This is a genomic window from Saccharopolyspora oryzae (genome assembly GCF_027853915.1).
Classification (GTDB): Bacteria; Actinomycetota; Actinomycetes; order Mycobacteriales; family Pseudonocardiaceae; genus Saccharopolyspora; species Saccharopolyspora oryzae.
Window position 1 is genome coordinate 1 of sequence record NZ_JAQGLA010000116.1, and the last position, 17,547, is coordinate 17,547.

15 protein-coding genes are annotated in these 17,547 nt (G+C 67.8%); 3 read left to right on the top strand and 12 right to left on the bottom strand.

All coding sequences use genetic code 11. The annotated features are described in order from the left end of the window. Positions 1 to 95: 95 nt before the first annotated feature. The 4 genes from OU415_RS35245 to OU415_RS38425 all read right to left on the bottom strand — a co-directional run bounded on the left by OU415_RS35245 (position 96) and on the right by OU415_RS38425 (position 3,548). Complete coding sequence (locus OU415_RS35245; protein WP_270953953.1) at positions 96 to 1,577, bottom strand: aldehyde dehydrogenase family protein; 1,482 nt, start codon at positions 1,575 to 1,577, stop codon at positions 96 to 98. A 406-nt stretch (positions 1,578 to 1,983) separates the two neighbouring features. Next, positions 1,984 to 3,069 (bottom strand): NAD(P)H-dependent flavin oxidoreductase, encoded by a 1,086-nt coding sequence (locus OU415_RS35250; RefSeq protein ID WP_270953954.1) that lies wholly within the window; start codon positions 3,067 to 3,069, stop codon positions 1,984 to 1,986. A gap of 46 nt (positions 3,070 to 3,115) precedes the next feature. After that, positions 3,116 to 3,247 carry a hypothetical protein gene (locus OU415_RS35255; protein ID WP_270953955.1) on the bottom strand — a complete coding sequence of 44 codons (132 nt, stop codon included), beginning with the start codon at positions 3,245 to 3,247 and terminating at the stop codon, positions 3,116 to 3,118. A gap of 13 nt (positions 3,248 to 3,260) precedes the next feature. Continuing rightward, positions 3,261 to 3,548, bottom strand: coding sequence for an aldolase/citrate lyase family protein (locus tag OU415_RS38425; RefSeq protein ID WP_408641977.1), 288 nt, complete (start codon positions 3,546 to 3,548; stop codon positions 3,261 to 3,263). Positions 3,549 to 3,966: 418 nt separating this feature from the next. Between OU415_RS38425 and OU415_RS35260 the strand changes: the two genes are divergently transcribed. Beyond that, entirely contained in the window at positions 3,967 to 5,163 is a 1,197-nt protein-coding gene (locus OU415_RS35260) for an acyl-CoA dehydrogenase family protein (RefSeq protein ID WP_270953956.1), read from the top strand. Positions 5,164 to 5,481: 318 nt separating this feature from the next. Here the strand turns inward: OU415_RS35260 and OU415_RS35265 are convergent, their stop codons facing one another. The 3 genes from OU415_RS35265 to OU415_RS35275 all read right to left on the bottom strand — a co-directional run bounded on the left by OU415_RS35265 (position 5,482) and on the right by OU415_RS35275 (position 8,810). After that, positions 5,482 to 6,786 carry an MFS transporter gene (locus OU415_RS35265; protein WP_270953957.1) on the bottom strand — a complete coding sequence of 435 codons (1,305 nt, stop codon included), beginning with the start codon at positions 6,784 to 6,786 and terminating at the stop codon, positions 5,482 to 5,484. A gap of 19 nt (positions 6,787 to 6,805) precedes the next feature. Further along, entirely contained in the window at positions 6,806 to 7,525 is a 720-nt protein-coding gene (locus OU415_RS35270; protein WP_270953958.1) for an SDR family oxidoreductase, read from the bottom strand. 268 nt (positions 7,526 to 7,793) lie between these two features. Further along, a complete protein-coding gene (locus OU415_RS35275; protein ID WP_270953959.1) occupies positions 7,794 to 8,810 on the bottom strand; it encodes an Lrp/AsnC family transcriptional regulator in 1,017 nt (338 codons plus the stop codon). Between the two features lie 144 nt (positions 8,811 to 8,954). Between OU415_RS35275 and OU415_RS35280 the strand changes: the two genes are divergently transcribed. Both OU415_RS35280 and OU415_RS35285 read left to right on the top strand, forming a co-directional pair. Then, the gene (locus OU415_RS35280; protein ID WP_270953960.1) at positions 8,955 to 10,172 is read left to right on the top strand and encodes an amidohydrolase; all 1,218 of its coding nucleotides are present in this window, start codon (positions 8,955 to 8,957) and stop codon (positions 10,170 to 10,172) included. Between the two features lie 99 nt (positions 10,173 to 10,271). Continuing rightward, positions 10,272 to 11,597, top strand: a complete 1,326-nt coding sequence (locus tag OU415_RS35285) for a DUF3100 domain-containing protein (protein WP_270953961.1) — start codon at positions 10,272 to 10,274, stop codon at positions 11,595 to 11,597. A 320-nt stretch (positions 11,598 to 11,917) separates the two neighbouring features. On the opposite strand, the gene OU415_RS35290 is transcribed toward OU415_RS35285, so the two are convergent. From OU415_RS35290 to OU415_RS35310, 5 genes are all read right to left on the bottom strand, one after another. Further along, the gene (locus OU415_RS35290; RefSeq protein WP_270953962.1) at positions 11,918 to 12,718 is read right to left on the bottom strand and encodes an enoyl-CoA hydratase/isomerase family protein; all 801 of its coding nucleotides are present in this window, start codon (positions 12,716 to 12,718) and stop codon (positions 11,918 to 11,920) included. A gap of 82 nt (positions 12,719 to 12,800) precedes the next feature. After that, positions 12,801 to 14,126, bottom strand: a complete 1,326-nt coding sequence (locus OU415_RS35295; RefSeq protein WP_270953963.1) for an MFS transporter — start codon at positions 14,124 to 14,126, stop codon at positions 12,801 to 12,803. Between the two features lie 208 nt (positions 14,127 to 14,334). Then, the gene (locus tag OU415_RS35300; RefSeq protein WP_270953965.1) at positions 14,335 to 14,574 is read right to left on the bottom strand and encodes a DUF4286 family protein; all 240 of its coding nucleotides are present in this window, start codon (positions 14,572 to 14,574) and stop codon (positions 14,335 to 14,337) included. 868 nt (positions 14,575 to 15,442) lie between these two features. Next, positions 15,443 to 16,333, bottom strand: a complete 891-nt coding sequence (locus OU415_RS35305) for an HpcH/HpaI aldolase/citrate lyase family protein (protein ID WP_270953966.1) — start codon at positions 16,331 to 16,333, stop codon at positions 15,443 to 15,445. 138 nt (positions 16,334 to 16,471) lie between these two features. Beyond that, positions 16,472 to 17,547, bottom strand: a 1,076-nt coding sequence (locus OU415_RS35310; protein WP_270953967.1) for a (Fe-S)-binding protein, incomplete at its 5' end; no start/stop codon positions are given.

Below are 17,547 nucleotides of genomic sequence, written 5' to 3' on the forward strand. Positions count from 1 at the left end.
CTCCGGCGGCCGGCGCCGCGCGGACCTGCGCGACGCCGGCCGGACCGTTTCGGTGCACAGCCGGTGTCGGCCAGAACTTCCCGGTCACCCCGGGTTCATCGGTCCAGCAGGGTGACCACCGATTTGGTCTCCAGGTACTCCTCCACCGCCTCGGTGCCGTTCTCCCGCCCCCATCCGGACTGCTTGTACCCACCGACCGGCATCTGAACACCACCGGCACGGTGCGCGTTGATGCCGACGCGGCCAGTCCGCATTCGGCGCGCAATGCCATGCGCTGCAGCCACATCGCGCGTCCAGACGCTGCCGGCCAAGCCGTACTCCGTGTCGTTCGCCGCGGCCACCGCTTCGTCGACGTCAGTGAACGACATCGCAGCGAGCACCGGCCCGAAGATCTCCTCGCGAACGACGCTCATCGACGGGTCCACGTCGGCCACGACGGTGGGTTCGAAGAAGTACCCCTCGTCCCCGATGCGCGAACCACCGCAAACGACCCGCGCCCCGTCCGCGACGCTGCCCGTCACGTACTCGGTGACCCGGTCGAGCTGCCGCTGCGACACCAGCGGGCCGAGGTCCACCGGATCGGTGCTGTACCCGACCTTGAGCGCCTTGGCGAACTCCGCGACCCCTTCGACGACCTCGTCGAAGACGTTCCGGTGCACGAGCAGGCGCGAGCCTGATGTGCAGATCTGCCCGGAGTTCATGAATATCCCCATGGCCAGTTCCCCGACGGCCTGGGACAGGTCCGCATCCGGCAGCACGATCATCGCTGACTTGCCGCCCAGCTCCAGCGACACCTTCTTCAGGTTGCCCGCGGCGGCCCGCACGATCTGCTTGCCGACCTGCGTCGAACCGGTGAAGCTCACCTTGTCGACCGATCCGTGGGCGACCAGCGGCGCGCCGACCTGCGGCCCGAACCCAGTCACCACGTTGACGACACCTTGCGGGACACCAGCCTCCAGCAGCAGGCCCCCCAGCGCCAGCGGCGTCAACGACGCCTCCTCCGACGGCTTGAGCACGCAGGAGCACCCGGCTGCCAGCGCCGGTGCCAGCTTCATCGTCGCCCCGAACAACGGCGAGTTCCACGCCACGATCAGGCCCGCCACACCGACCGGTTCCTTCGCGGTGTAGGCGTGAAAACGGCGTTCCGCCGGGCCGATCTCCAGGCTGCGCCCGTGAATCTTGTCCGCCAGCCCCGCGAAGTACCGGAACTGGTTCGCCGCCTCCCCCATGAACGCTCGGGACACCGCCAACGGCATCCCCACGTCCAGGCTCTCCAATCGCGCCAACTCCTCGACGTTGGCCTCGATCAGGTCGGCAACCCGCCACAGCACCACGCCGCGCTGCGCACCGGACAACCGCAACCAACGCTGCTCCTCGAAGGCCCGACGAGCAGCCTGCACCGCCGCGTCAACATCGGCCTCGGTCCCCTCGGCAGCCTGGGCGACCACTTCACCCGTACCAGGGTCGACAACGTCGAACGTCGACCCCGACGCCGACTCGACCCACTCGCCGTCGATCAGCATCCGTGCCGCCCCGAAGAGCGAACCGAACTTCGGCACCGTGCTGCTAGCTGTCACTGCCGTGCCTCCTCCGCGACCGCAGGAACTCGATCGCTGCACAAAGAATCTCCATCTGCGGCCCAGCGGGCGCCTTTGCTGGAGCGAGCGCGGTTTGCCCGTCGCACGTTTCCCCGAGGCCACAACCGCTGATCTGACCGCGGTCTCCACAGCAGGGAAATGGCCCTGCCAGAGGATCATGCAGAAAATATGATGCTGTCAATAGCCTTCACGGGAGTTTCTCGCACAGCCAGACCCGTCCCGTGCATCATGGAACTCAACGGTGCGGGACCCTTCGGATCGTGGTGCGCTCTGGAACTACCGGATCCCGCGCCTCGTTCGCGCGATCGAACCCCTGCGTCAACACCGGTGGGATACCCGCAACGACGCTCGATCCCACCGATACGGACTGCAGGAACTCGGCGCCTCAGTCGAACTCGACGTTCTTGGGTGCGGTGCGGAGCGCTTCGGCGGTTTCCTCGGTCAGCCGATGGAGGATCTCGGCGGCGCCGGGCAGGTCGTTGATCATCCCGGCACCCGCACCAGAAGGCAGGCTCATGTGCGACTTCAGGTTGGCGCGCATCGCGGCGTACTTGAACGGCATCGTCAGCACCCGCTGCACCGGGTACGGGGTGAGCTGGTCGTCGTGGCCCTCCCACACCTCGGTGAACCGGTTGCGCAGCATCCGCACGTGCAGCCCGTCGAACAGCAGCGACCGCAGCGTCGAGTCGTACTCGGCCTCGACCACGGCCTCCTTGAACACGTCCTCCGAGCCCGATTCCTGGCTCGCCAGGAACCGGGTCCCGACCCACGCGCCCTGCGCGCCCATGGTCAGGCAGGCCGCGATCTGGGAGCCCTTCACCAGCCCACCCGCCGCGACGACCGGCACGGTGGAGAACTCCAGCACCTCCGCCAGCAGTGTGATCAGTCCGACGTCACCGGTGTGCCCACCGCCCTCGGTGCCCTGCACGATCACGACATCAGTGCCGTTGCGGATCGCGCTGCGCGCGTGACGCGCCTGGCCCACGATGCTCATCACCTTCGCGCCCTTGACGTGGCACGCCTCCACCACCCAGGACGGGGTGCCCAACGCGCACGCGATGACCTCGACGCCGTGGTCGAGCGCGATCTCCAGCTTCTTCTTGTTGTCCGCGACGCTGATCGCCTGATCTGTCGTCGGCACCACCTCGACGCCGTGCTCGTCCAGTTCCGACTTCAGCTGCCGCAGCGGCCCCGGCAGCTCCGGAACATCCACATCGGACAACCCCTGCGGCGCGTTCGCCGGGAACCCCAGGTCGACGCACAGCGGACGGTCGCTGAGCTCGCGGAACAGCTCGATCTCCGCCTCGACCTCCTCCGGCGTGATGTCGATGCCCCCGATCGACCCCAATCCGCCGGCGTTGGACACGGCAGCCGCGATCCGCCCGTAGGCTACATTGCCCATCCCGGCCTGCATGATCGGCACATCGATGCCCAGCAGGTCGCAGATCGGCGTCCGCAACTTCGAAGTCATGGTTCTTCCCTTCAAGTGGTGGAAATCCGCGTCGGCACCAGCACGGCTACAGGCCGATTGCCTCCGCCAGCTCGATCACGCCCTCCGCCGTCTTCACGTGCGCGATGTCGATGTTCTGGCCCTCGAAGTCGACCGCCGCGCTACCGCTGGCCTCGGCGTCGCGGAACGCGCCGATCATCCTTCGGTAGAAGTCAACGCTCTCCGGCGACGGTGTGAACACCTCGTTGGCGACGGCTACGTGCGAGGGGTGGATGCAGACCAGTCCTCGGTAAGGCTGCGAATAGTACGCTGTCGTAGCTGTTCGGCCGGACCCAGATGTCGGAGCGCACTCCCTGCTCCCGCAGGCGCCCGATGGTCTCCCGCACTGTCTTGCGCGCCTCAGCCTTGTCCGCGGCCGGGACGGAGTCCTCGAGGTCGAGGATCACCGCATCGGCGCCAGCGGCAACGGCCGAACGGCGTGCTGAACGTGATGTCCAGATCCTCGACTACCGCCTTCCAGAACCACTCCGGGCCCGCCACCGAGGCCTCGTGCAACTCGGCGAGATCGGTGTACCCCCAGCGCCGCATCGCACCGAGCAGGCGGCTGCGCTCACGCTCCGCCTCACCTGGTCTCCACGCCGGACTGGCTGCGGCCGAAGACGGCCCACGTGCTCGCATCACCCACTCCTCTCGACCGGCCGCCGAGCCCGGCGTCAGCCAGAGAGTACCCCAGAAAATATAATATGTACTAATTTTTCCCGAGATCGAGGACGTGGACGTCCGTGCTGAATTTTGCATATTATACGGGGAAATACGTCTGGGCCCCCCAGTGACAATGCCGATGCCGACCGCCGGACCCAGCTCCGCGTCACCGTGGACTCGCCCCGACGCATGACTCGCCCCGGTGGAGAGTGGCTCGTGACCCGTCTCGCCCAAACTGCCGGTCTCACCGATGTCCAGCAGGAAATCCTCAGCACCGTCCGGGACTTCGTGAACAAGGAGATCATCCCGCACGCACAAGAGCTGGAGCACGCGGACACCTACCCCGCCGACATCGTCGACGGGATGAAGGAGATGGGCCTGTTCGGCCTGATGATCCCCGAGGCCTACGGCGGGCTCGGCGAGTCCCTGCTGACCTACGCGCTGGTGGTCGAGGAGATCGCCCGCGGCTGGATGAGCGTCTCCGGGGTGATCAACATCCACTTCATCGTGGCCTACATGCTCCGCCAGCACGGCACGCAGGCGCAGCAGGAGCACTACCTGCCGAAGATGGCCACCGGCGAGATCCGCGGCGCGTTCTCCATGTCCGAGCCGGACCTGGGCTCCGATGTCGCCGCGATCAAGACCAGGGCCCGCCGGGACGGCGAGGACTACGTCATCGACGGCTCCAAGATGTGGTTGACCAACGGCGGCACCGCCAATCTCATCGCGCTGCTGGCCCGCACCGACGAAGGCGCGGCCAAGCCGCACCAGAACCTCACGGCCTTCCTGGTGGACAAGCCGGAGGGCTACGGCGAGGTCGTCCCCGGTCTGACCATTCCCGGCAAGATCGACAAGATGGGTTACAAGGGCGTCGACACCACCGAAGCGGTCTTCGACGGCTTCCGCATCGGCGCCGACAAGGTCCTCGGCGACGCGCCGGGCAAGGGCTTCGCCCACATTATGGACGGCATCGAGGTCGGCCGGGTCAACGTCGCCGCACGAGCCTGCGGCATCGGGATCCGTTCCTTCGAACTCGCCGTGGAATACGCGCAACAGCGCAAGACCTTCGGCAAGGCGATCTCCGACCACCAGGCCATCGCTTTCAAGATCGCCGAAATGGCCACGAAGGTCGAAGCCTCCCACCTGATGATGGTCAACGCCGCACGCCTCAAGGACTCCGGCCGGCGCAACGACGTCGAAGCAGGCATGGCCAAGCTGCTGGCCTCCGAGTACTGCGCCGAGGTCACCGAGGACGCCTTCCGGATCCATGGTGGCTACGGCTACTCCAAGGAGTACGAGATCGAACGCCTCATGCGCGAAGCACCGTTCTTGCTCATCGGCGAAGGCACCAGCGAGATCCAGAAGACCATCATCAGCCGCGGCATCCTCCGCGAGTACAAGACCCGGAACTGACCGCGACCGCAGCCGGTCACTTCGAACCGGCAGCCCTTGCATGCGCCGCCGGAGACGCTTAGCTTCGGTGCCGGCGTGCGCGCCGGGCGAGCTCACCTGATCCGCTGGCGCTGATCGCAGTCGCGGGGACGCTGCTCCGCACCGCCGAATCCCGATCGGAAACCCGCCAGGACCGAGCAGCAGACGCAGAATCCAGGCGACGTCGACATCCTCCAGGTTGGAAGACCGCCTCCGCCTAACCCATCGGTTTGCCCCGGCGTCCGGCCCTGGCACATGAATGACGAGGAGTGCACCGAGGTCCGCCGCACCGCTTGCGACTCAGGAAGTGGTGCTGGTCGGGCGCAGCGCGATCGTGCACGCGGCGCTGATCAGGCAGGCGATCGCCATGTAAACAGCGATAGCCACCGAACTACCGAAGCCCTTGAGCAAGGCTGTCGCGATGAACGGGGCGAACGCTCCGCCGATGACCGAGCCGAGCTGGATTCCCAGCGACAGCGCCGAATACCGGACCTCGGTGGAGAAGGCCTCGGAGAACAACGCTCCCTGCGGCCCGTACATGAGGCTGTGGACGACTCCGAGACCGATCACCAGCGCAACGATGATGAGCACGAACGACCCGCTGTCCACGAGGGGCCAGAACGCGAACGAGAAGACTCCGAGCAGCAGAGCCCCGGTGGCGAACACCTGCCTGCGCCCGAACCGGTCGGAAAGCAGCCCTGCCGCTGGAAGGCCGAAGAGTTCGACCGCGGAGGCGATCAGGATCGCGGTGAGCAGCGTGCTCTGGGACAGCCCGAGGATGGCGGGATTCGTCCCGTAGGCCACCACGAAGGTGATGAACAAGTAGTAGGTGAGGTTGATGGCCAGGTAGCAGCCCGCGGCGAGCAAGATCTGTCGCGGGTGGCGGTGGATCGCTTCGACGACCGGCGAACGACGTCGCTCCCCCGGCTTCGCGGCGCGGAATTCGCTGGTCTCCTCGAGCCGCAGCTGGATGGTCACGGCGATGGCGATGAGCACGGCGCTGGCGAGGAACGGAACCCGCCAGCCCCAGGACAGGAAGGCCTCGTCCGAGGTCGTGGCCAGGACCAGCAGGAAGGCGCCGTTGGCGAGCAGCACACCACCAGGGGCTCCGGCGGAGGCGAAGCTCCCGTAGAAGCCGCGCCGCGACGCCGGGGAGTTCTCGGTCGCCAGCAGAATGACACCGCCCTGCTGACCGCCGACCGTGATGCCTTGGATCAGGCGTAGGACGACGAGCAGGATCGGTGCGGCGGATCCGATCGCCACGTAGGTCGGCAGCAACCCGATCAGCGTCGTCGCCGCGCCCATCCCGGCGAGCGCGATGACGAGCGTCTTGCGGCGTCCGATGGTGTCACCGATGTGCCCGAAGAGCGCCCCGCCGAACGGGCGCGCGACGAACGCGACCCCGAAGGTCGCGAACGACAGGAGCGTTGCGGTGAGCGGTTCCTGGGCCGGGAAGAAGAGTTTCGGGAACACCAGCGCGGCAGCGGTGCCGTAGATGAAGAAGTCGTACCACTCGATGCTCGCCCCGGCCCAGGACGCGAACGCGACCTTGGCGATGCGGCGTCTCGTGGGTGGTGTGGCGGTGGCCGTGGGAATGTCCGACATCGCGGAAACCTCGCATGGGTCAGACGAGCGTGTGTGCACCGTCGATGGTCAGGACGTGGCCGTTCATGTAGTCGTTGCCCATGAGGAACAGGGCCGCGTCGGCGATCTCCGCCGGTTTGCCGATCCGCTTGCCCGGCAACGATTCCGCGATCGCGGCGACCTTCTCGTCGCGGCTCGCGCCGAGGAAGCCGTTAAGTAGCGGGGTGTCGACGTAGCCGGGGCTCAGGACGTTGCACCGCACCGGGGCCAGTTCTGTCACCAGCGAGCGCATCAGCGCCTCGACCGCCGCGCACGATGCACCCGCCACGGCTTCGTCCGGGATCGGACGGCTGCCGGCGATCCCGGAGGTGAAGGTGATCGAACCTGCCCCGGTCATCCGGGGCGCGGCGAGCCGGCTCGCGTGGAACGCCGCCCAGAACCGCAGGTCCAGCGCCGGGCGGACCTGCGCCTCGGTGGCCTCTGCGACCCGCACCGGAACCAGCCGCGACGGCGTCACCAGCAAGTGGTCGAGAGTGCCTGCGGCGTCGAGGAACTCTTCGATCGAGTTCTCATCGCCGACGTCGACGACGTGCCCCTCAGCGCCCGGACCCAGCAGCTCGAGCGCCTGGCCCAGCCTCTCGGGATCACGGCCACCCACCACGACCGCGGCGCCGGCCTCGGTGGCAGCCAGTGCGGTGGCGAGCCCGATCCCGGAGGTCCCGCCGACGATGACGACACGGGATCCCCGCAGCCGGCTCACAGTCCGGCTCCCGTGCCGGGGCGGACGCACTCCGGGACGACCGCACGCTGACGGGTCGACGCGGGCACTGGAACCCACTGTCGCGCGGTGCCGCTCATCTGGTGGATGTGTGCTCTGGTCACGGTTCCCCCGGTTCCTGGGATGTCGCGGCCCGCGAGCCGCGGGTGGCAAAGGCTAACCCAGACCTGAGTCAGAAGTTAAGCATTAGGCATCATATTTTCTATGTTCTGGTCAGCTGGTCGCTTGCTCTCCCGCCCCAACCGGGCGCTCAGTCCAGGAACGCCATGTCCACGGTCCGCAACCGCCGTCCGTCCTCGCCCAGCACGGCGCCGGCGTGCTTGGTCGTCCGCAGCACCACCGACCGGTCGCTGATCTGCACGTGCGGCAACTGCTCCGCTATCGCGGCCTCCAGCCGCCCGACGTCCGCGAGCTCCCGCAGCCACACCGCCATCACCACGTTGCTCGGTCCGGCGACCTGCAGCACCGTCCTGAGCTCGGCCAGCTTGCCGAGCTGCTGGCTGACCGCGTCCGTCAGGTTCGCCGGGACGCGCAGGAACAGCCACGCGTAGACCGGCCATCCGGTCGCCGACCGCTGCACGTCGACGCGGAGCGCGACCCGGCGTGCGTCGAGCAGCGCTCGCAGCAGATTGCCGACGCGCTTCTGGGAGAACGCCGTCCGCGCCGCGATCTCCACAGCGGTCATGCGCGGATCCTCGGTCAAGCAGTCGAGGACGGCGCGCTCGTCGCGGCTGAACCCCCGTTCCGGCGTCAGCCCGCCCGCAGGCGTGCTGACCGTACTCGCGAGCCGCGCGACCTGCTCCTCGGACAGGTGCCGCAATCGCCAACTCCGGCCGTCGGCGACCTTGCGGACCACGAGGTGGGGCCGGACCGAGCGAATCCGTTCGAGCGAGCCCAGCCGGTTCAGCACGTAACGGGTCAGGCCGTCCTGATCGGGCGCGGTAACGGTCAGCAGCAAGTCCCGCCCGCCGGAGGTGATGTCGATCGTCACGCACTCCGGATCGTCGGCCAGTTCCGCGGCGATGTCGAGGAATCGGCCCTCGCTGTCGATCTCGACCAGCGCGAGCACCCCGGCGGCGCCAACGGGGTTCGCGTACGCCGTGATCCAGGCGATGCCCGCCTCCTGCACGCGGTTCCAGCGCCGGACGACGGTGGTCGGGTCGACCCCGAGCACCACACCCACCTGAGCCCACGACGCCCTCGGGTTGATCTGCACCGCGTTGACGATCGCGCGATCCAGTTCGTCGAGTCTGCCATCATCCCGCATTTCGCGAGTCTAGATTGCAGGAAACCTGCAGATTGCTGCGCCAACGCCGCTGCGGGCCAGAAGCTCGACGCCTCATCCCCCACGAGCACGTCCGAAAGGCACGCGCCAGTCCGGCGTCTCCACGAGAGGAAGGGATCTTCAGCGATGTCAACGACTTCCGAACGCACCGATCGGCTTCGCCAGCAGGCCATCGGTGTCGTCGACGATTGGGCGGCCAGGCTGATCGAGCTCAGCCACGCCATCCACGCGAACCCGGAACTGTCCTACCAGGAGCACGATTCCGCGGCTCTGGTCGCCGAAACCATCCGCTCGGCGGGCTTCGACACCACCGTCGGCGCCTACGGCCTCGACACCGACATCGAAGCGGTGTCCGGGGAGGGAGAGCTGACCATCGCCCTGTGCTCCGAGTACGACGCGCTCCCCGACGTCGGGCACGCCTGCGGCCACAACATCATCGCCGCGATCGGGGTCGGTGCCGCGATCGCGGTCGCCTCCGTTGCAACCGAGCTCGGCCTGCGCGTCAAGCTGCTCGGCACCCCGGCCGAGGAGCACGGCGGCGGCAAGGCCGACATGCTGCGGGCCGGCGCCTGGGAGGACGTGACGTTCTCGATGATGGCCCACGGCATCTCCGGCGCAGACCTGACGTGCGATGCGCACAGCACCACGGCGGTCGAGCGCTTCGAGGTCGAGTACCTCGGCCGAGCCGCGCACGCCGCAGCGGCTCCCCAAGCCGGGATCAACGCCGGTGCCGCCGCAAACATCGCGCTCACCGCGATCAGCCACCTCCGCCAGCACATCGGCCCCGGCGCCAGGATCAACGCCTTCATCTCCCACGGCGGTGAGGCGACCAACATCATCCCCGAACGCACCGTCGTCCAGGCCGAGGTCCGCGCCTACGACCTCGACGAATGGCGTGAACTCAAGAAGCGCGCGCTCGCCTGCTTCGAAGCCGGCGCGGTGGCGACCGGCTGCGAGTGGAAGCACCGCCGTACCGAGAACCCCTACGCCCCGATGAACTCCCACCCCGGGCTCGCGGCCGCCTGGGACCGGAACCTGGTCTCCCTGGGACGCACACCCGACCCCGACCGCATCGTCGGCGGAGGTTCCACCGACATGGGCAACGTGTCCCAGGTCGTCCCCACGATCCACCCGCTCATCGCCGTGCTCGGCAGCGACGCAGTCCCGCACCACCCCGCCTTCGCCGCAGCGGCCGCCACACCGGAAGCCGACGCCGCCGTGCTCGACGGCGCCAAGGCGCTCGCGCTCACCGCGATCGACGCCGCTTCCGACCCGCAGTTCCGGAGCGAGCTGCTCCAGCTCCAGGCGGACCGCCCGACCGGCGCCACCCGCATCGAGTTCTGAGGCACGCGCCTGGTGGGCACCGGTGACTCGGTGCCCACCAGGACTACCGGCCACATGCACAGGTCCTGCACGAGAACCACCGCATCCTGAGAAGGCACCATGTCCGAGAATCTCGACGAGACCGCCAAGTCCGCACCAGCCCCAGCCCGCGTCCGCTTCACACTCGCATCCCGGAAGTTCTGGCTCGTCATCGGGTTGCTCGCCCTGTTCGCCGCAACAGCGCAGTTCATCGGCCCGGCCAAGATCCCGGTCGGTGCCGCCTCGATCACCCTGCTGCCCATGATGTGGGGACTGCTGCTCGGCGGTGTGCTCTCCGGGCAGCGCATCCGCCCGCTCGGGACGGATCTGCAACACGCGGTCGGCGCCGTGCTGAGCTTGCTCCTGCTCGTCCTGGTCGCCCGCTTCTCGTTCACCATCGGCCCGAACATCGGCCTGCTCCTGCAAGCCGGACCGGCGCTGCTGCTGCAGGAGGTCGGCCACCTGTTCGGCACCATCGTCCTCGCTCTCCCGCTGGCGGTGCTGCTGCGCATGGGCCCGGCGACGATCGGCGCGACCTTCTCCATCGATCGCGAGCCCGCGTTCTCCATGGTCAGCACCCGGTACGGCAGCAACTCGCCCCAGTACCAGGGCGTGCTGTCCATGTACATCTTCGGATCGGTGTTCGGGGCCGCGCTGGTGAGCGTGATCGCCTCGCTGACCGCGTCCCTCGGCGTCTTCGACCCGCTCGCGTTGGCGATGGGTTCGGGCATGGGCTCCAGTTCGATGATGGCTGCGGGCGCCGCGAGCGTTGCCTCAGTGCATCCCGAGCTGAACGATCAGATCCTCGCGGTGGCAGCGACTGCGAACGTCCTCACCGGTGTGCTGGGGGTGTACGTCGGCATCTTCATCGGCCTGCCGCTCGCTGAGCGCGCATACCGGCTGCTGACGCGGCGAACGCGTCAGGAAGCACCGCCGCAGAGGTCTCTCGCGGTCAAGGCCGGAGCCCACATCGTGGTCACGCTGCACACGACGCTTCCCGTGTCCTTCGGAGTTGGCGTGCTGGTGGCCGCCATCGCCGAGGGTGGCTTGTCCTGGTCGATCATCGGCGGATACCTGGTGATCACGGCGCTGGTCGGGATCTCGCTGGCGGTCTGCCGGCTCGCGCGCGGCAAGTTCACCCCGCTGTTGGTAATCCTCACGCTCGGAGCCGCCGTCAGCAGCCCGGTCTCACCGATCGCCGGGGTCCTCGCTGACCTCGTCAACAGCGTTGAGCTGCTGTCGATCACCACCGCGGTCCTCACCGCGGCCGGTCTCAGCCTGGGAAAGGACCTCCCGGCCCTGCGGTCGATCAGCTGGCGCATCGTGCCGGTCGGCATCGTCGCGATCGCCGCCTCCTACCTGCTCTCCGTCGTCATCGCCGAGTTCGCCCTCGGCCTGTGGGGCTGACCCGGGTCTCGGCGAATGCAGGCCGTCGGACCGCTGACGGCGGCATCAGCCCGTGACCTCGCCAGCCGCGACCTCCACGTGCGACAGCAGGCGCCCATGCGGGACCGCTTGGCCCGCGCTGAACCCGAGCCGCAGGTTCGCATCCACCGCGTCGAAGCCGAGGTCAGCGAGGCAACCGGGGCCGCCGGTCAGTTGTCCGCGACCAGCCGCACGGTCCGCCTGCAGCACCGAAAGTGGACTGGACGTAGCGGTCGCCTCCGCCCCGCACGGCCCAGATCGGCGTCCACCGGTCCAGCCGCGCAGGAGACCACACCCGTGCGCTACGTCGGCGGCTGCGCGGAAATACCGGTGTCGCGGTTGGCGAAGTCGGCGACGCCCTGTTCGAGCGCCGCCGACGCACTCCGGTACCGGTGCTGTTCGTGGAGCTCGATCCACAGGGCTTCGGCCAGCGGAAGCTCCATACCACGACGGACCAGCGACTTCATGCTGCTGAGCGCGCGAGCGTCCGAACCGGCGATGCCCCGGGCCAGCTTCATCGCGGTCCCGATGAGCTCGGATTCCTCGACGGACTCGCACGCGAGCCCGCACCGCAACGCTTCGTCCCCGTCCATCCGGTGCCCGGTGAGCAGCAGGTAGAGGCTTCGCGGCACGCCGATCTTGCGCGGCAGGCGCTGGCTGCCTCCTGCAGCGGGCAGGAAGTTGTGCCGGATGTGGTTGTCGCCCATGCACGCGTTCTTGGCCGCGATGACGAGATCGCAGGCCAGCAACAGCTCGAACCCTCCCGCGACGGCGTAGCCGTGCACCGCGGCCACCACGACCTGCCGTGCGCTCTCCAGCCGGTGGCACAGCTCGTTGAGCTTGTCGTGGAAGGCGTTGTGCGCCGCAGGATCCTGCAGCACCCCCGAGTTCACCCACTTGAGGTCGACACCTGCGCAGAACGCACGCCCGGCGCCGTTCAAGACGATCACCCCGGTGTCCGGCCACTCGCCGTCCACCGACTCGAGCGCGGCGAGCAGCTCGTCGACCAACGCCCCGTTCAGCGCGTTGAGCTGCCGGGGTCGGTTCAAGGTCAACATCACGACGCCGCGCTCCGGCCGGTCGACGCGAAGGATCTCCGTCATGCTCCCTCCGTGGCTGCTGGGCGAGACAGGCGCTTCGCCCGCCGTGGCTTCGGATCTCCGGTCGAACCGGATCCGCCTGCTGTCACCCCGACAGCTTCTCCCGGTCGCGCACTGGGTCCACCACGATGATCGCGGCTGCGGCGCAGATCGCCGACAGCATTCCGATGAGCTGGAACGTCGTGGTGTAACCATCGGCCGGCGTCGCCGACGCATCGAGGAGGAAGCCCGTCGCCCACGGTCCGATGACACCGCCCAGCGACTGGATCGCGAGGAACGCGCCGAGCGTGCCGGGTATCTGCGCAGCCGGGCACGTCTCGACGATCGCGGTGTTGACGAGCGGGAAGATCGCGAGGACGAGTCCGTACGCGAGCGAGACTGCCGCGACCGCGAGGGGTGCCGAGCCGAGCCACGGCAGACCCATGAGGAGCACACCGCTCAGGACGACCCCCAAGCACGGCAGGACGACTCTGACGATGCGGATCGACACCCCGCGCGCGACAGCGCGGTCGCTGAGCAGCGATCCGCCGACGAGCGCTACTAGGCCGACAACGCTCGGAATGGCGAACATGGTGCCGGACTGCAGGCGGGAGTATCCGAGCCCCTTCTCGAAGTACGACGGAAGCCACGTGAGCACAACGGTGATGAGGATGTAGGCGCTGATCGCGACGAACGCGCAACCGATGAACGTGCGGGTGGTCAGCACGCGACGCCACGGTACGGCGCCGACGCCAGCAACCTCGTCGACCGTCGACGTGCGTTCGCCGACCGCGAGGTGCGGGCCCGGACGCCACGCCGCCAGCCATGGGACGCACCAGACGACCGACGCCACCGCCAGCACCAAAATCGTCGCACGCCACCCGTAGGCCGCGAGGACGATCGCGAGGACGGGGACAACCGCCATCTTGGCGATCGCCGTTCCCGACGTGATGAGCGCCCCGGGAAGGCCGCGCCGCTCCGGCGGGTGCCACGAGTAGGCAGCGGTGTAGATGAGCGCCAAAGTGGGGCCTTCGGTGAAGCCGAGCGCCATCCGGCTGAGCAGGAGCACTGCGAACGTCGCCCACAAGATGAGTGGCAGCATCACCGCACCCCACGCGATGGCGATGATCGCGATGGACCAGCGAAGGCTCACCATCCGGTTGAGCGGGCCCGCGAAGAACCCGCCCAGGGCGTAGGCGAGGAAGAAGACGCTGCCGGTGAATCCGATCTCCGCCGAGCTCAGGCCGAGGTCCTCGCGAAGCGGTTGTGCGATGAGACCGAACACCGCCTTGTCGGAGGCGTTGAGGATGTAGAGGACGACGATCAGACCGGTGAGGCTCCACGCGACCCGGCGCGAATCCGGGAGAGGCGGCGGCGTCGTCACCGATGTGCGAGCAGCGGGCGAGGTCGGGTTGGAGGGAGCTTCGGGCATGGTTCGAGCCCTTCTTTCGGTGGCAACCGCTCAGCCGCGGGGCGGGCAGCGGCGACGTCGAACGCCAGCACTGCGTTCGAGGTTCGGTCCAATGCGGACCGGCTGATCAGGGTTTGGCCTCCACGCGTTCACCGATCGGCTCGAATATGTAGGCCAACCGCTCGGCCGCCAGCGCGTCGGTCATCGGAATGGCAGGCGTACCAACGCGTTAGGCGAGGATGGCGAGTGATTCCTTGAGGTCGTCGGTCTCGATTTCGTAGATCGCGAGGTACTCCCACTCGAGGGGCCCGGGCATGCGCTGGTCGGATGCCAGCCTGAACCGCTGAGCCGCGACGAAACCAGGGACGTTCAGGACGTCCGGAACGTGCTGGTCGTCGTACCACTCGTTGTACTCGGCTTCTCGCCCCTCGATCGGTTTGGTGAAGACGACGAACTTGTACCTGCCCATGTACCCATCCCATCTTCCGAAGGCGAACTGGGCCGAGGCCACCGAGAGGACGTCCGGTCCGGACCTGAGTCAGATCGGAACCGAGGCACAGCCTCGAAGATCACGAATACGTCGTCGACGTCTTCCGAGGGGAGAACCAACAGCACAACCGCCTCGGCATCAGCGATCACACCTTCGATCGGTTCCGGAAGCGTCGCCGCGAGAGCAAAATATATTATACGTGCTCCACGGTCAACGGGTCCGCAGTGGCACGCTGAGTTGCCGAGGACGCAATGCCTTCAGCCCACACTCAGCCGCACCGTGGCCGCACGATGGCCGGTGCTCTGGCCTTCAGCTTGCTCGGGCGCCGTCGCCACCCTGCGTGGCTCTCCTGGGTTTCCGGCGCGGTCGCGATGGTCGCGCTCGTCGGGTTCTTCCTCGTCCTGCAGGGCCTCTTCGCCCAAGCCATGGCGATCGTGATGAGTTCGGGCCCATTCCTCGTGTGTACGCCGCCATCTCCGGCATGGTGTATCCGGCCGGCGCCCGGGCCTCGGGCTACGGGATGCTGCTGGGCATGGGACGAGTCGGCGCCATCCCCGTCCCCGTCATCGGTGGTTACGCCTCGACGTGGTCTCCCCCAACGTCATGTACCTCGGCGTGCTGATCCCACTGGGACTGGCGGTGGTGTTCTCGATCATCCTGCAGCGAATCGTTCGCACGACTGAGGTTGACTCCCGCACCGAGCCGACGAGCGTGGCAGCCGAGTAGGCGTTCACCGCTCCACGTGCGGAGCCGAAACCACACCTCTGCCGTCCCGGATGAATCCCGCCCGCCAACATCGGCGGGCGGGATTCGTCACGCATCAAAGACATGCGCCTGCTCGGGCTGATCACTGCACGCCGAGGGCTTCGGCGAGTTCGATGATGCCCTCCGCCGTTTTCGCGTGGGCGAGGTCGATGTGCTGGCCTTCGAAGTCGACCGCCGCGCTGCCCTTCGCCTCCGCCTCGCGGTAGGCGGCGATCATGCGCCGGTGGAAGTCGACCGTCTCCGGGGAGGGTGTGAAGACCTCGTTCGCGATCGCGACGTGGGAGGGGTGGATGCAGACCAGGCCGCGGTAGCCGAGCTTGCGCTGGTCCTCGGCGAAGCGTCGGCAGCCGTCGAGGTCCTTCAGGTCCTGCCAGACCCCGGAAACCGGGTGGTGCAAGCCGGCGGCGCGGGCGGCTAGGACGATGCGGCTGCGCAGGTAGAGCGTCTCCAGACCCTCCGGGGTGAACTCGAAGCCGAGCTCGCGCCCGACGTCGGCGCTGGGGCCAGTGGCTCCCAGCAGGCTGGACACCCGCGGGCTAGCGGCGGCGATCGCCTCGCAGTGCGCCATGGACACCGCGGTCTCGAAGCTGACGATCAGCCCGATCGACCCCGCTTCGAGCCCCTCGCGCTCCTCGATGTGCGAGACCACCGCATCGATCTGGACGATCTCCTGAGCGGTGAAGACCTTCGGCAGGAACAGCCCGGCCAGGCCGGGCACCAGGACTTCCTCGACGTCGGCGCCGAACAGGCCGCTGTCGAAGCTGTTCGGGCGAACCCAAACGTCGGATCGCACGCCCTGCTCGGCGAGCCGCCCGATCGTTTCGCGAACGGTCTTGCGCGCCTCGTTCTTGTCCGCGGCGGGGACGGAGTCCTCCAGGTCGAGGATCACCGCATCGCTGGCTGCGGCAACGGCCTTCTCCGCCCACGACGGCTTGTGTCCGGGAACGAACAGCATGGATCGGTACGGCTTCAAGGGACACTCTCCTCGTTCAGTTCTCTGCGGTGGTACCGAGCGCGGTCTCCGCGAACGCCATCCCGGCACTCATTTGATTTAAAGTATTTAGTTCTCTGTACAGGCGGTCCATATTGGATACTCTGCTGAGCTGTTGTGTTAGCCGATGTTCTCGGTGGTCTTCTCGCCGCGCTTGACGGCGTTGAGGAGGAGTTGGGCGACGTCGACGACCTCGACGGACTCGGAGGCGACCTTCTCGCTCTGGCGGGCCGTGAGGCCGTCGGAGAGCATCACCTTGCAGAACGGGCAGCCGGTCGCGATCTTCGACGGCGCCGTGCCCAGGGCCTCGTCCACGCGCTCCACGTTGATGCGCTTGCCGATGCGCTCTTCCATCCACATCCGGGCGCCGCCGGCGCCGCAGCACATGGAGCGGTCGGCGTGCCGCGGCATCTCGCGGAAGGTCGCGCCGGAGGCTCCGACCAGGTCGCGCGGCGGGGTGTAGACCTTGTTGTGGCGGCCCAGGTAGCAGGGGTCGTGGTAGGTCACGTCCTCGGCGACCGGGGCGACCGGGGTCAGGCGCTTCTCGCGGACCAGCTTGTTCAGCAGCTGGGTGTGGTGCACGACCTCGAAGTCGCCGCCCAGCTGCGAGTACTCGTTGGCCAGCGAGTTGAAGCAGTGCGCACACGTGGCGACGATCTTGCGCTTGCCCGGTTCGCGGCCCTCGAACACCGAGTTCAGCACCTCGACGTTCTGCTGGGCCAGCATCTGGAAGATGAACTCGTTGCCCGCACGACGGGCCGGGTCACCGGTGCAGGTCTCCTCCGGGCCGAGCACCGTGTACTTCACGCCGGCCATGTGCAGCAGCTCGGCCACGGCCTGGGTGGTCTTCTTCGCCCGGTCCTCGAAGGCACCGGCGCAGCCGACCCAGAACAGGTACTCCACGTCGTCGGCCAGCTCGCCGTCGAAGACCGGCACCTCGAAGTCCAGGCCCTCGGTCCACGCGAGGCGGTCCTTGGCGTTCTGGCCCCACGGGTTGCCCTTGTTCTCCAGGTTCTTGAACATCCCGCCCAGCTCGGTCGGGAAGTTCGACTCGATCATCACCTGGTAGCGGCGCATGTCCACGATGTGGTCGACGTGCTCGATGTCCACCGGGCACTGCTCCACACACGCACCGCACGACGTGCAGGACCACAGCACCTCGGGGTCGATGACGCCCATCTCCTCCGGCCCGCCGA